The organism is Rhodanobacter sp. OR87 (genome assembly GCF_000473345.1).
GTDB lineage: Bacteria > Pseudomonadota > Gammaproteobacteria > Xanthomonadales > Rhodanobacteraceae > Rhodanobacter > Rhodanobacter denitrificans.
Map to the genome: position 1 here is coordinate 123254 of NZ_AXBJ01000010.1, position 15049 is coordinate 138302.

Annotated in this window: 8 protein-coding genes and 1 pseudogene; 4 read left to right on the forward strand and 5 right to left on the reverse strand. The window is 68.7% G+C overall.

Features of this window, described 5'->3' with window-relative positions:
• Nucleotides 1-92 precede the first annotated feature (92 nt).
• The 3 genes from RHOOR87_RS0110960 (at nucleotide 93) to RHOOR87_RS0110975 (ending at nucleotide 7992) form a co-directional block, all read left to right on the forward strand.
• Nucleotides 93-1865, forward strand: coding sequence for an autotransporter assembly complex family protein (locus RHOOR87_RS0110960; protein ID WP_027485025.1), 1773 nt, complete (start codon nucleotides 93-95; stop codon nucleotides 1863-1865).
• Between the two features lie 212 nt (nucleotides 1866-2077).
• Nucleotides 2078-5836 (forward strand): translocation/assembly module TamB domain-containing protein, encoded by a 3759-nt coding sequence (locus RHOOR87_RS0110970; RefSeq protein WP_027485026.1) that lies wholly within the window; start codon nucleotides 2078-2080, stop codon nucleotides 5834-5836.
• A 104-nt stretch (nucleotides 5837-5940) separates the two neighbouring features.
• On the forward strand, nucleotides 5941-7992 hold the full coding sequence (locus tag RHOOR87_RS0110975) for a M13 family metallopeptidase (RefSeq protein ID WP_027485027.1): 2052 nt from the start codon (nucleotides 5941-5943) through the stop codon (nucleotides 7990-7992).
• 102 nt (nucleotides 7993-8094) lie between these two features.
• Here the strand turns inward: RHOOR87_RS0110975 and RHOOR87_RS0110980 are convergent, their stop codons facing one another.
• Nucleotides 8095-8505, reverse strand: a complete 411-nt coding sequence (locus RHOOR87_RS0110980) for a DUF1801 domain-containing protein (RefSeq protein WP_015448651.1) — start codon at nucleotides 8503-8505, stop codon at nucleotides 8095-8097.
• Between the two features lie 132 nt (nucleotides 8506-8637).
• Between RHOOR87_RS0110980 and RHOOR87_RS20400 the strand changes: the two are divergent.
• Nucleotides 8638-8751: pseudogene (locus RHOOR87_RS20400) on the forward strand (AbrB/MazE/SpoVT family DNA-binding domain-containing protein); the annotation flags it as partial.
• 212 nt (nucleotides 8752-8963) lie between these two features.
• Here the strand turns inward: RHOOR87_RS20400 and murD are convergent.
• The 4 genes from murD to RHOOR87_RS0111005 form a co-directional block, all read right to left on the reverse strand.
• Entirely contained in the window at nucleotides 8964-10337 is a 1374-nt protein-coding gene (gene murD / locus RHOOR87_RS0110990; protein WP_027485029.1) for a UDP-N-acetylmuramoyl-L-alanine--D-glutamate ligase, read from the reverse strand.
• Complete coding sequence (gene murL / locus RHOOR87_RS0110995; RefSeq protein WP_027485030.1) at nucleotides 10337-11710, reverse strand: UDP-N-acetyl-alpha-D-muramoyl-L-alanyl-L-glutamate epimerase; 1374 nt, start codon at nucleotides 11708-11710, stop codon at nucleotides 10337-10339. Before murL ends, murD begins: the two co-directional genes overlap by 1 nt.
• Nucleotides 11707-12111, reverse strand: coding sequence for an endonuclease domain-containing protein (locus RHOOR87_RS19870; RefSeq protein WP_037115585.1), 405 nt, complete (start codon nucleotides 12109-12111; stop codon nucleotides 11707-11709). Before RHOOR87_RS19870 ends, murL begins: the two co-directional genes overlap by 4 nt.
• A gap of 85 nt (nucleotides 12112-12196) precedes the next feature.
• Entirely contained in the window at nucleotides 12197-14758 is a 2562-nt protein-coding gene (locus RHOOR87_RS0111005) for a bifunctional aspartate kinase/diaminopimelate decarboxylase (protein ID WP_027485032.1), read from the reverse strand.
• Nucleotides 14759-15049: the final 291 nt, after the last annotated feature.

A 15049-nucleotide genomic window follows, 5' to 3' on the forward strand; every position in this document is an offset into this window, starting at 1 on the left:
CGCGGCAACCGGCCCGCGTTCATGCCAAGCCGACCTCGATCTGGCTAAGCTGCCCTCCCCCGTGAAGATGCCCCGAGGATGGAACCCCACGTATGCGCCGTCCGCGCCGACGCCCGAGCTTCCTGTTGCCGCTGTTGCTGCTGGCATCGCAGGCCCATGCCGGGGTGCAACTGGTGGTGGACGGCATCGCCGATCCGCTGAAGGCCGCGGTGATCGCCGGCGTGGAGCTGTCGCAATACGCTGGTCGTGACGTCAGCGATGCGCAGGCCAAACGCCTGTATGAACGCGCGCCCGGCCAGGTGAAGTCCGCGCTGCAGCCGTACGGCTACTACGACGCCAGCGTTACCGGCGAGCTGCAGCCGATCGGCAGGGACTGGCGGGTGACCCTGCACGTGCAACCGGGCGAGCCGGTCAAGGTCACCGCCGTCGACGTGCAACTGGACCCGGAAGCGGCCGCACTGGCCCCGATCCGCCAGGCGAAGCGCGCGCTCGAACGCCTCAAGGACAAGCCGCTGAACCATGGCGCCTACGACGCGGCGCGCGACGCGCTCGGCGCGCAGCTCACCGCCAGCGGCTTCCTCGACGCCCGCCTGCTCACCCACCGGGTCGAAGTCACCCGTGCCAACCACAGCGCGGCGATCAAGCTGGCGTGGCAGGCCGGCCTGCGTTACCGCTACGGCCGGGTGCACTTCGACGGTTCGCAGTTCGAGGACGGCTTCCTCGACCGCTACGTGCCGTTCAAATCCGGCGACTACTTTTCGCAGAGCCAGTTGCTGGAGCTGCAGCAGGCGCTGAACGGTGCGGACTATTTCGCGGTGGTCAACGTGCTGCCGGACGTGGACGCGGCGAAGGGCGGCGTGGTCGACGTCACCGTGCAGCTGGCGCCGGCCAAGCGCACGATCTATACCGGCGGCCCGTTCATCGGCACCGACACCGGCTTCGGCGTGCGCGGCGGGATGGAGCGGCGCTGGGTCAACCGACGCGGGCACAAGTGGAAGAACGAGCTGGTGGTCGCGCAGAAGCTGAAGACGCTGTCCACGCTGTACTCGATCCCGCTGCCCGGCGACAACCAGCGCAGCTACAACGTCGGCGCGAATTTCCGCGACGCGAACACCGCCACCTCGCAATCGCGCACGCTGGAACTGGTCGGCAACGAGACCCGCCAGTGGCACGGCTGGACCCGCAGCCTGGGCGTGCATGCGCTGTCCGGCACGTTCACCGTGGGCAAGCGCGGCAGCGAGCCGGACAACGCGCCCGGCATCGAGCACGGGCGAAGCACGCTGGTGTTCGGCGAGGCCGCGCTGACGCGCAAGCAGGCCGACAACCCCGATTTCGTGCGGCGCGGCTGGCTGCTCAGCGTGGCCGCGCGCAGCACCGCCGGCAACCTGCTGTCCGACGCCAGCTTCAGCCAGGTCACCGCTGACGCGAAATGGATCCGCGCGCTCGGCACGCGCAGCCGCAACCGGCTGATCCTGCGCGGCGGCGCCGGCATGACCTGGACCAACGACTTCACCGCGCTGCCGCCGCAACTGCGCTTCTTCGCCGGCGGCGACCGCTCGGTGCGCGGCTACGGCTACCAGTCGATCGGCCCGCGCAACAGCACCGACCGCGTCATCGGCGGCCGCCACCTGCTGGTCGCCAGCACCGAGCTCGAGCATTACTTCACGCGCAACTGGGGCATGGCTGCCTTCGTCGACGCCGGCAACGCATTCAGCGGCACCGACTACCGGCCGAAGCTCGGCGCCGGCCTCGGCCTGCGCTGGCGCTCGCCGGTGGGCATGATCCGCGTCGACCTGGGCACGCCGATCCACGACGATCGCGCGCACGGCATCCAGCTGCACCTGGTGATCGGACCGGATCTGTGAGCGGTTGCCGCAGGCGGCTGCTCACAGGCGATCCACGGATGGATCGCACGCGCATCGACCACGACGTGGTCGATGCGGCGGAGCCGGGTCCGTGCAACGGACTCGGCGAGTTGCAAAAGGGCAGGACTGCCCTTTTGCAATTTTGAGTAAAAGGCTGGGTCCCGAAAAGCAAAAAGCGCAACGACTGAGGAAAAACGGAAGGCATCGGATTCATGAAGTGGTTCAAGCGCATCGCCATCGCATTCGCCGCACTGCTGCTGCTCGTGGCGGCAACACTGTGGTGGCTGCTCGGCACCGGTTCCGGCCTACGCTTTGTGCTGGCGCTGGCGCAGGCCGCTACCGACGGCGCGCTGCATGTGCAACAGGCGCAGGGCCGCCTGCTCGGCCCGCTCGACCTGGCCGGCATCCGCTACGACGACGGCAAGGGCACCGTGGCCACCGTGGCGAAGGCGCATCTGAACCTGCGTTTCTGGCCCTTGCTGGCCAAACGCCTGCATGTGCTCGCGCTGGACGTCGATGGCGTCGAAGTGGCCCTGGCCAAGTCCGCGCCGGACAACACCTCCCGCTCCGGCAGCTTCTCGCTGCGGCCGCCGATCGACCTGATCCTCGACCGCGTGCACCTGGGCTCGCTGAAGCTGACGCAGGACGGCCAGCCGCTGTTCGCCTCCCATCGGCTCGACCTGGCCGGCAGCTGGACCGGGCGCGGCATCGAACTGCGCCAGCTCGTGCTGCTGGCGCCCGGCGGCCACGCCAACCTGGATGGCAAGCTGGCGATCGGCACGCGTTACCAGGGCAACGGCAAGGCTGTGTTCGCCTGGAAAATCGGCGACACCAGCTATGCCGGCAGCCTCGGCGCGCGCAGCGATGGCAAGCGGGCGCAGCTCGACCTCAGGCTCACCGCGCCGGCCGTGGCCCGACTGCAGGTGGACCTGATTCAGTCCGGCGACTACGCCTGGACCGGCCAGCTCGACGCGCCGCGCTTCGACCCGGAACCGCTGCTTGGCGACAGTCCGCTGAAGGCGCTGGCGATTGCCGTGCAAGGCCACGGCGACCGTCACGGCGGCACGCTCGACGGCCGGCTCGATCTCAACGACTACCCGTTGCTGCTGCAGCCGCTGCGTGCGCAGTTCAGCCCCGACTTCGCCACGCTGACCCTGCAGCAGCTCACGCTCGGTTCGCCGCAGATCAAGGGCAGCGTGGAAGCCAGCGGTACCGTGCAGCTGGCCGCCAAGCCGCTCAGCGCCGCACTGGATATCCGCTGGAACGACCTGCTGCTGCCGGCGGACCTGGCCGGCCAGGCGCTGGCCAGCCGCGGTGCGCTCAAGGCCAGCGGCAACGCCGACGCGTACCACGCCGAAGGCGACGTCGACATCGGCCCGCCGGGCAAGCTCGCGAAGCTGGCGCTGAACCTGGACGGCACCGCGCAGCTGATCACCCTGCACACGCTGCAACTGAAACAGGCACAAGGCGGCCTGCAGGCGCACGGCACGCTGGCGCTGCAGCCGGATCTGGCCTGGCAGGCCGAAGCAAGCGCCGACCAACTCGACCCCGGCCAGTTGTTCGCCGGCTGGGGCGGCGCCCTGGATTTCGACATCGCCAGCAGCGGCAGCCTGCCCACGAACAGCACCCGCGGCCCGGACGCCACGCTGGAGATCCGCCGGCTGGCCGGCAAGCTGCGCGGGCGCGCGGTCAGCGGCCACGGCAAGCTGCACCTGTCGTCCAATGAAGTTGTCGACGGCCAGCTCGATCTCGCTTCGGGCGGCAGCACGGTGAAGCTGGATGCCCGCCCCGGCGCCAGCAACGATGCCGACCTGCAGCTGGCGATCGCCTCGCTGGGCGACTGGCTGCCGGATGCGAGCGGCCGTCTGGACGGCCATTTCAACCTCCGTGGCATGTGGCCGAAGCTCGGCATCAACGGCCAGCTGCACGGGCATTCGCTGGCCTGGCGGCAGCAGAAGGCCGACACGCTGCAACTGATCGTGGGCATTCCCGACATCAGCCACCCGGCCGGCAAGCTGGATCTGCAAACCGGCAACGTGTACCTGCAGGGCCTGCTGTTCCAGCATCTCGACCTGCTGGCCGAAGGCAGCCAGGGCGACCATCAATTGCGTGTGGATGCCCGCGGCACCCAGCTCTCCGGCAGGCTCGCCCTGCACGGCGCACTGAAGGGATCGGCCTGGACCGGCACGCTGTCCACGCTCAACCTCGAACCGCAGGGCATGCCCGGCTGGCGCCTGCTGCAGCCCGCGCAGCTGAGCTACCACGACGGCGCGATGAGCCTGTCCGAGCTGTGCCTGAGCGCCGGCGATCCGCAACTGTGCGTGGCCGCGAAACAGGACAAGCCGGGCAACCTCGACGCCAGCTACCGGCTGCAGGCGCTGCCGCTGGCACTGCTGCTGAACGCCACCGGCAACGCCGACCTGCCGATGCGCGCCGATGGCGTCATCGAGGGCAGCGGCAAGATCCGCCGCAGCGCCGCCGGTGCGCTCAGCGGCAACGCCTCGCTCGGCTCCGCGCAGGGCAGCGTCAGCTACACCGACCGCGCCGACCAACCGTTGCTGCGCTACGACCAGCTGCGCGTGGACGCCGACCTCGCGCCGGCCGGCCAGCGCATCGCCGTGCACGGCGGGCTCGACGACGGCGGCCGCATCGATGGCCAGGTCACGATCAGGGGCGCGCAGCAGACGCTGGGTGGCCAGCTCGACCTGCGCCTGAACAAGCTCGCCTTCGTCGAGCTGTTCAGCAGCGAGGTGGCCAGCGTCAAGGGCGACGCCGACGGCAACTTCCGTTTCGCGGGCACGCTGAAGCAGCCTGCGCTCAGCGGCCAGGCGAACGTGCACGGCTTCGCCGCCGAGGTGCCGTCGGCCGGACTCAAGCTGAGCCAGGGCCAGCTCACGGTCAGCACCACCGACGCGCGGCAGTTCCTGATCCACGGCAGCGTGCAATCGGGCAAGGGCCGCGTGGCGATCGACGGCAACGCCGGCCTCGGCGCCGACGCCCGGACCATCCTCACGCTCAAGGGCAGCCAGTTCACCGCCGCCGACATCCCCGCCGCCAGGGTGGTGATCTCGCCCGACCTGACCGTGAAGCAGGACGCCGACGGCATCGACATCGGCGGCGCGCTCGGCATCGACAGCGCCGACGTGAACGCCGAGAAATTGCCCGGCGCCGGCGCCACCCGGATCTCGCCCGACGTGGTGGTGGTCGATGAGAAGCAGCAGCAACAGGCCGCCAGCAAGGTGCCGATCCGTGCCCTGGTCAAGGTGGATCTCGGCCGCAAGACGCACGTCGTCGGCATGGGTCTGGACGGCCGCGTCAGCGGCATGCTCACGGTGGTCGAGCGCCCCGGCCGCGCCACCACGGGCCAGGGCCAGCTTGCGGTCGACGGCACCTACAAGGCCTACGGCCAGAACCTGCAGATCCAGCGCGGCCAGCTGCTGTTCGCCAGCACGCCGATCGACAACCCGGGCCTGAACCTCCGCGCGGTGCGCAAGCTCAACCCGAACGCCACCATCGACGAAGGCCAGGAAGTGGGCCTGCTGGTCTCCGGCACCGCGCAGCGGCCGATCCTCAGCGTGTTCTCCAACCCGGTGATGGAGCAGTCCGACGCGCTGTCCTACCTGGTCACCGGCAAGCCGCTGTCGCAGGTGAAGGGCGGCGAAGGCGACATGGTGGGAGCCGCCGCGCAGGCGCTCGGCTCCGCCGCCGGCGACCTGCTGGCCAGGAGCATCGGCGCGCGGATGGGCGTGGACGACATCGGCGTGTCCAGCAACGCGGCGCTGGGTGGCAGCTCGGCGTTCACCGTGGGCAAGTACCTGTCGCCGCGGCTGTACCTCAGCTACGGCGTGGGCCTGTTCGAGCCCGGCGAGGTGATCACCCTGCGCTACCGCCTCAGCCAGCGCTGGAACTTCGAGGCGCAGCAGGCCACCGAGTCCAGTCGCGCCAGCTTCAACTACCGCATCGAGAAGTAGCCGTCGCACGCCTCGCTGGCCCGCCCCGGCGTAGTCCATAGGTCATGCCCACAAGACCGCCGCGGCGGACTATCGTGGACGTTTCCAAAGACCGGGGAACGACCATGCAACGCATCCGATGGGTACTGGCGGCGGCGATCCTGTGCAGCCCCGCGGCATGGGCGGCGACACCGGCCAGCGGGCCTTCCGGCATCGACCTGGCCGGGATCGATCACGGCGTGAAGCCGGGCGACGACTTCTTCCGCTACGCCAATGGCGGCTGGCTGATGACGGCGCAGATTCCCGCCGACCGCTCCAGTACCGGCACCTTCCTCAAGGTGTTCGAGCAGGCCGAGAAGAACACCGCCGAGCTGATCAGCGACGCCGGTGCCGGCCATCCCGCCGCCGGCAGCAACGCGCGCAGGATCGCCGACTACTACGCCGCCTGGATGGACACCGCCACCATCGAGCAGCATGGCCTGGCGCCGCTCAAGCCGGAGCTGGCGCAGATCGGCGCGATCGCCTCGCGCGCGGATCTCGCCCGCGTGCTGGGCAGCCGCCTGCGTGCGGACGTCGACCCGGTCAACGCCACCCATTTCCACACCCAGAACCTGTTCGGCCTGTTCGTGACGCAGGGGCTGGAAGATCCCTCGCACAACATCGCCTACCTGCTGCAGGGCGGCCTGGGCATGCCCAGCCGCGACTACTACCTGTCCAGCGACCCCCACATGCTGGCAACACGCGGCAAGTACCTGACCTACATCGGCGCCCTGCTGGACCAGGCCGGCACCGCCGACGCGGCGGCCAAGGCAAAAACCGTCCTCGACCTGGAGGCGAAGATCGCAAAGGCGCAGACGGACCTGCTCGACAGCCAGGACATCCACAAGGCCAACAACCTCTGGCGCATGGCCGACTTCGCGCGGAAGGCGCCGGGCCTCGACTGGGCCAGCTACTTCAAGGCCGCCGGCCTGGACGGTCAGCAGCAGATCGACACCTGGCAGCCGAATGCGGTGACCGGCCTGTCGGCACTGGTCGCCAGCGAGCCGCTGCAGGCGTGGAAGGACCTGCTGCTCTTCCACACCATCAACCAGAGCGCCGGCCTGCTGCCGAAGGCCTATGCCGACCTCAGCTTCGACTTCTACGGCCGCACCCTGCAGGGCACGCCGCAGCAACAACCGCGCTGGAAGCGCGCGGTCGGCGCCACCAGCGGCGACCTCGGCGACGCGGTGGGCCAGCTCTACGTCAAGCACTACTTCCCGGCGTCGTCGAAGGCAGAAATCGAGCAGTTGGTGAAGAACCTGATCGCCGCGTTCAACGACCGCATCGATACCCTGAGCTGGATGACCCCGGCCACACGCGAAAAGGCCAAGGCCAAGCTCGCCACCTTGCGCGTCGGCGTGGGCTACCCGGATACCTGGCGCGACTACGGTTCCCTGCAGATCCGTGCCGACGACGCGCTCGGCAACCACCTGCGTGCGGAAAAATTCGAGTACGAACACCAGCGTGCCAAGCTCGGCCAGCGTGTCGACAAGGGTGAATGGTGGATGACCCCGCAGACCGTCAACGCGGTGAACCTGCCGCTGCAAAACGCGCTGAACTTCCCCGCCGCGATCCTGCAGCCGCCGTTCTTCGACCCGCATGCCGATGCCGCCGCCAACTACGGTGCGATCGGCTCGGTGATCGGCCATGAGATCAGCCACAGCTTCGACAACATGGGCGCGGAGTTCGATGCCGAAGGCCGCCTCGCGAACTGGTGGACGCCGGAAGACCTGGCCCACTTCAAGGCCGCCGGCCAGCAGCTGGCGAAGCAGTTCGACCAGTACGAGGCGCTGCCCGGCCTGCACGTCAACGGCGAGCAGACGCTGGGCGAGAACATCGCCGACGTCTCCGGCCTGACCATCGCCTACCTCGCCTATCACAAATCGCTCGGCGGCAAGCCGGCGCCGGTGATCGACGGCCTCGACGGCGACCCGCGCTTCTTCCTCGCCTACGGCCAGGCCTGGCGTTCGAAGATCCGCGACGCCGCCCAGCGCCAGCGCCTCGCCACCGACGTGCACGCCCCCGCCGACTTCCGCGCGCAGACCGTGCGCAACCTGGATCCGTGGTATCCCGCGTTCGGCGTGAAGCCGGGCGAGAAGCTGTATCTGGCGCCGAAGGATCGGGTGAAGATCTGGTAGGCGTTTCCAGCCGCTGAAAACGAAGGGCCGCATGCAAGTGCGGCCCTTTTGCGTGGCGCGCGGACAGTGGCGGCCACCGGCGGCTTCGCCGGAGGCCGAAACCTACTTCTTCCTGGCAGTGTTGGCCGCCACCGCCGCTCGGATCAGTTGCCTGAACGCCGCCTCGTCGATCCTGTCCCTTTCGCGCAGGTCGATCGCCCGACGCGTATTGCCATCGAGGCTGGCGTTGAACAGCTTCTTCGGATCCTTGATCGAGGCGCCGCGGGCAAAGGTGAGCTTCACCTTGTCCTTGTACGACTCCCCGGTGCAGACGATGCCGTCATGTGACCAGACCGGCGTGCCTCCCGATGTGGGCTTGGCCCATTTCCATTCCTCGCGGATATCCGGGTCGGCCTCGCGGATCAGCTGGCGGACGTGCGCGAGCACCTCGCCCCGCCAATCGCCGAGCTCGTCGATCCGCGCGGTGATATGGGCGGAAGCATCCTCACCATCGGGTTTGCCTGCTGACTTCATGCATCCTCCGACACTCGTTTCACGTACCGGCCGCACGCCGGCCGGACAAGCATAACTTGGCCCCGGCAGTGCGTTGCGTCCGCGCCGTGCCGCGGCGCGGCATTCGCCATACCCCATTCCCCGGGGCCCGTCATGAAACCGAAGATCACCATCATCGGCAACTCCGCCGGCGTCATCCTGCCGCGCGAACTGCCGGGCTGCCTGCGCCTCGAAAAAGACGACGAGCTGTTCGCGCTGGAAACCCCGACGGCCTCCTGCCCGCCACCTACGGCCCACCCCGGCCTGGCAGGCGGAAGTGGCCGAGGAAGTCAGAGGTGGGTGACACCAACCCTCCCCTCGCTTCCACTTGTGGGCAAGGCCGACGGCTCAACGCTGGAAGCAGGAAATTGCGCACCAGATATGCCCCTGCAGTTGCGGGCAGTTGACGATGTGATCGACGAACCATCCTCGCAAGCGATTCAGTCGTGCGGAGTTCCCTCGATACCCAAACCATCGATGCCGGCAACGCCGGTCGCCTCAAACCCGGCCAGCGCACTGAACTGCCGCCCGCGTTCGGCATAGTCCCTGAACTGGTCGAAGCTGGGTGCGCCGGGTGACAGCAGGATCACGCCATGCGCAAGCGTGCGCGCCCTGGCCGCCTCGACCGCACTTGCGAGATCATTCACAAGCAAGACCGGACAAGCAACCGCAGCCGCGCGCAAGGCCGCTTCGATGCGGCCGCCATTGGCGCCCATGCAGACGATCGCGTGCGCCGGTGCGGTGCGCATCGCCTCGACGAACGGTGTCCAGTCCAGCCCGCGATCATGGCCGCCGACCAGCACGGTCACCGCGCGGCCATGCAGGCTTTCCAATGCGGCCAGCGTGGCCAGCGGCGTAGTGCTGATCGAGTCGTTGACCCAGTGCCAGCCCTCGTGTTCGCCCAGCGGCTGCAGGCGGTGCGGCAGCGGGCGGAACGTCGCCAATGCCGGCGCGGCGGCGAGCGCGTCCATGCCGACCGCTTCCAGCGCGGCCAGCGCAGCGCAGGCGTTGAGCGCGTTGTGCAGGCCGGGCGCCGCCAGTGCGGCGCTGTCGAACACCGCCTGCCCGCCGCGGCGGATTGCGCCATCACACACGTGCCAGCCTTCCGGCGTGCCGAACACGAGGCGCCGCGCATGCGCGGCGGTGCGCTCCAGCAGGCCCGGCTGCAGGCCGTTGACCAGCAGCATGCGCGATACGTCGGCCAGCTTCAGCTTGTCGGCCACGTAGCGCTCGCGCGAGCCGTGCCAGTCGAGGTGTTCCTCGTACAGGCTGGTGACCACGCCCAGTTCCAGCGGGCCCGCTTCACCGGTCTGGAAGCTGGACAGTTCGATCACCCACAGGTCCGCCGACTGGCCGAGCAGTTCCAGCAGCGGCAGCCCGATGTTGCCGGCCAGCGCGGTGCGCACGCCAAGCGCGCGCGCCAGGTGCGCGATCAGCGCGCTGGTGGTGCTCTTGCCCTTGGTGCCGGTGACGGCGATCACGCGCGCGTCGGGATTCTCGCCGAACCACAGCGCGGTGCCGGAGGTGAACCGGGTGCCCTGCGCCCGCGCGGCCAGCAACGCCGGCTTGTAGGCCGAGATGCCGGGCGACTTCACCACCACGTCGAAGCGACCCAGCGTGGCGGCATCCGGTTCGCCGGCGACGATGTGCAGCGCTGCGTCGAACGCGCGCGCCGCCTCGACTTCGGCGGCGCTGCAGAACAAGGTCAGCGGTTGTGACGGCAGGCGCTCGCGCAGCGCCTTGAGCACCGCGTGGCCCTCGCGGCCGAAACCCCAGATCGCCACGCGGCGATCGCGAAGCTCGTCGAAGCGCATCAACCGATCGCCGCCAGCGCCGGCTGCAAGCGTGCCGGCACGCGGTGTTCGGGCGACGGCTGCAGCCACGGCTCCAGCGCCAGCTGCGTTGCGTCGAGCTGCGGCAGGATTTCGCTGCGGAAGCGCTCGACCAGCGCATCTTCCTGCCACTCCGGCCGCTGGCTCAGCGCGTACATCGCCGCGCGCGCCTCGGCACCCTCGCCCACGCACTCGAACGGCTTGTGGTCCTGGTATTCCAGCAGCGCGTCGAAGCCGGCGGCCTGGTTCTCGTCATCCAGCAGGTTGCGGCCGAAGATCCCCAGCAGCCGCGGCTTGGGCAGGAACGGCGCCAGTGCGAGGAACACGAAGTGGCACTTCGGGCACTGCCCGCACCAGCGGTCCACCGGCTTCGGGCCGAGCAGCTTGAAGTTGCGGTTGCAGCTGGAGAACACGTCGAAATACGGCGTCAGCTTCGCGAACGCGCGGGTGATCGCCAGCTCCGAGTACGGCCGCAGCAGCGAGCAGTAGTCGAGGTCGGCGGCCACGTGGCTGTGCAGCCAGTCGCCCAGCAGCGTCTCGAACGCGAGGCTCTTGCTCCACTGGTGGTTCACCTGCTGGCCGTCGTACTCCAGCGTGGCGGCCGAGGCGGAACGCTCGTTGGCGAACGTAATCGAATCGTAGCCGTACAGGATCGCCGCCACGACGAGGATTGCCGAGTTCACCGCGGTCACCGGGATGTGCCCGTTCCACGCACCCAGCCGGTTCAGCTCGAACAGGCCCGGCGCCAGTTCGCGCTGGATGTTCAGCATGGGCAGGCCGGTGCGTTCGGCGCAGGCCGCGATCAGGGCGGAATTGCCGACCCATACCGCGGTCGCCTCGCCACTGATCGCCTTGATCGCCTCCACCGCGACCAGCGAATCCTTGCCGCCGCCGATCGGCACCAGGGTGCGTTTTGGCAAATCCAGCGTGCCGACCGCGGGCGCGCTGCCACCACGCGAACGTTCCGTTCCTGTTCCCGCGCCAAGGCGCGGGAACGCAATGCGACCACGCAGATCCAGCCCGTTGCGGTAGGCGAACTCGGCCAAGCCATGCAGGTACAACTGGTCCAGCAGCTCGGCGGTGCCGTCGTCGAGCGGGCCATCGGCCAGCTCGATCTTCGGCGGCACGCCGGCCTTGTAATAGCTGACGCCGGCAACCAGGTGCAGCAGCTTCAGTGCCGCGTCGAACGCCGCGCGCCGCTCGGTGGGCACCGCCGGCGCCTGCGGAAAGCGGATCGTCTCGACCAGTTCCTCGCCCTCGTCGAACGCATACGCCAGTTCGGCCACGCCATCGGCGTAGCTCGCGCGGGTGAAACGGAACACGCGGGTCAGGCGCGGTTGCACGGTTATCGTCATTCTTCACTCTCTGCCGCGACGTGCCCCCTCTCCCCTGCGGGGAGAGGGCTGGGGTGAGGGGCCGGGCTGGCGACGACCTCCAGAATCACCCCGAGCACGCTTTCGATATTCATCAGTGCCTCATTGTTCCAGAAACGCAGCACGCGGTATCCCTTGGCTTGCAGATACCGGGTGCGGCGCTCGTCGTACCCGACCTGTTCCGCATGCTGGCCGCCATCCAGTTCAACGATCAGCATGGCCTCACTGCAAACAAAATCAACGATGTAATGATCGATCTCATGTTGGCGGCGGAATTTGTGGCCATTCAACTTCCGGTTGCGCAAATGGAACCAAAGCTTCTGCTCGGCATCGGTCATGGCTTGGTGCAGACCACGTGCCCGGTCGACGTTCTGGCGTTTCACCCTGAAAAGCTCCTTTGTTGCTGGTCCGCCGCGGCGTGACCCCTCACCTCAATCCTCTCCCCAAAGGGGAGAGGATGCAGAAACCTCAGTCGATGATGACTTCGTCGGCCTCGTCGCGCAGGTTGTAGTGCGAGGACATCACCTTGCCATAGGCACCAGCCTGCGCGATCAGGATCACGTCGCCCTCGGCTGCCTCGGGCAATCGGCGGTCGGTGCCGAGCACGTCGCCGGACTCACAGATCGGGCCGACCACCTGGTACAGCGCGGTGGCCGGTTCGCCGAGCCGGCTCAGGTTGACGATCTTGTGCCAGGCATCGTACAGCGCGGGGCGGATCAGGCTGTTCATGCCGGTGTCCACGCCGAGATAGCGGAAGCCGCCCTTGTCCTTCAGCTGGGTCACCCGCGTCAGCAGCACGCCGGCGTCGGCGACCAGGTAGCGGCCCGGCTCCATCCACAACTGGTACTGCGGATAGGCCGCCTTGACCTCGCGCAGCGCACGGTCGAGCGCGGCGATGTCCAGCGACGCCTCGCCCGGGTGCGCCGGCACGCCGAGGCCACCGCCGATGTTGAGGAACACCACGCTGGCGATGCGCTCGGCCAGGCTGGCCAGCTGCGCATACACCTCGCCCCAATGCGCGGCGTCGAGCACGCCCGAGCCAAGATGCGCGTGCAGGCCGCGCACGGCCACGCCATGCGCATCGGCCAGCTGCAGGAATGTCGGCAACTGATCCAGCGGCAGGCCGAACTTGCTGGCGCTGCCGCCGGTACGCACTTTTTCGTGATGACCCAGGCCGCGGCCCAGGTCGACCCGCAACACGATCTCGCGACCGCGGAACAGCTCGCCCCAGTGCTGCAGCGGATGCAGCGCGTCCAGCGTGACGCTGGCGCGGGTGGCAAGCGCCCGGACGTAGTCCCTGCGCGGCGCGAAGTTCGGCGTGAACAGCAGCGGCACCGACGCCGGCACCACCGCACTGACCGCTTCCAGCTCGCCCGGCGACACGCACTCGAACGCGAAGCCCTCCGCCGCCAGCGCGCGCAGGATGGCCGGGTGGGTGTTCGCCTTCACCGCGTAGTGCAGCCGGTCCACCGCTGCCAGCGACTTCAGTTCGTGTGCCTGCTGGCGCACCGTGGGCAGATGGTAGACATAGCGCGGCGTGGCCGCCGCGGCCAGTTCCAGCAGGCGCGGCCGCTGCGCGACGCGCCACCATGCCGGCACGGCGGGAACGATGTCGCCGCCGCCATACAGCATCTGCCAGCTCGGGCCGAACAGCACGCTGTCGTCGGTGCGCAGCGCGCCGGCGCCGATCAGCAGGTCGTGCAGATGCGGCAGCAGCGCATCGACCACTTCCTCGTCCACCACGAAGGTGAGGTTGAGATTGTTCGACGACTGCGAGATCAGGTGCACGCGCAGCTGGCCGAACTCGGCCAGCACGCCGGACAAGGTGTGCAGCAGCGAGCGCATGCCGCGGCCGACCAGGGTGATCGCCGCACACGGCGCGATCACCTTGACCCGGCACACCTTGGCCAGGTCCGAGGCCAGCGCGGCGATTGCGTCGGAGTCGAGCAGGTTCTCGGTGGGATCGAGCGACACGGTAACGTTGGTCTCGGCCGAACCGATCAGGTCCACCGACAGGCCGTGCGTCTTGAAATGCGCGAACACGTCGGCGAGGAAACCGACCTGCTGCCACATGCCCACCGACTCCATCGAGACCAGGGTGATGCCCTTGCGCGCGCTGATCGCCTTGACGCTGGGTGCGTGTGCGCGCACCTCCGGACCGATCACGGTGCCGTCGAGCTCCGGCCGGTTGGTGTCCTTGATCAAGAGCGGCACGCGCGGCTCGCGCAACGGCGACAGGCAGCGCGGGTGCAGCACCTTGGCGCCGGTGGAGGCGATTTCCTGCGCCTCCTCGTAATCCAGCCGCTGCAGCAGGCGCGCACCGGGCACCTGGCGCGGGTTGGCGGTGAACATGCCGGCCACGTCGGTCCAGATCTCCACCCGCTGCGCCTTCAGCAATGCGCCGAAATAGGCGGCCGAGGTATCCGAGCCGCCGCGGCCGAGCAGCACGGTGCGGCCGTGCTGCTCGCGCGCGATGAAGCCCTGGGTGATGAACACCTCGCCGAGTGCGGCCAGGCGTGCGTTCAGCGCCGGATCGGGCTTCGCCTCGACCATCGCCGACAGCAGCCGGGTGCGCTCGTTCTGGTTCGGCAGCGCCACCGCCGCCAGGCACTCGCGCGCATCCAGCCATTGCGTGGGCAGGCCGCTGTGGCTGAGGAAGGCGGCGCCGAGCGCGCTGGACATCAGCTCGCCGTGCGCCTGCACCTGCGCCTGCCAGGCCAGCTCGCCGCGCGGCGCGGGGCCGTCGGCGGCCAGCGCAGCCAGGTCGGACAGGCGCGAGCCGAGCGTGTCCGGCAACGCCAGCTGCATGTGCTCCAGCAAGTCGTAGTGGCGTTGCGCGACCGCGCCGGCCGCCGCCTTGCGTTTGTCCTGTTCGCCCTCGCCGCACAGCTGTTTCAGCGCGTCGGTGATGCCGGTCAGCGCGGAAACCACCACCAGCACGCGCGCCCCTTCGGCGCGGCGGCTGGCGACCAGTTCGCGGATGTTCTGCCAGCGGGGAAGCGTGGCGACACTGGTGCCGCCGAACTTCATCACGATCCAGGGGGCGTCAGGGGGCAACGGCGCGGAGATTGGCGGAGTCACAGGGGTTCGCTGTAAGGGATGGATATCAGGTCAGTGTTGCGCCGCGGCATTTGAAATGCAAATGGTTTTCCCGGGGATTATTTTTGGACGTATGGACGTCTGAATCCGATGGAAGAAATCGACCTGCGAAGCAGCAGGCGGCCGAGCCCCCTCCCCTGCTTTGCAGGGGAGGGTTGGGGTGGGGTGCTTTTGACTTTGGCGAAGAGCTGACCCCTCCTCAATCCTCCCCTGCGAGCAAGG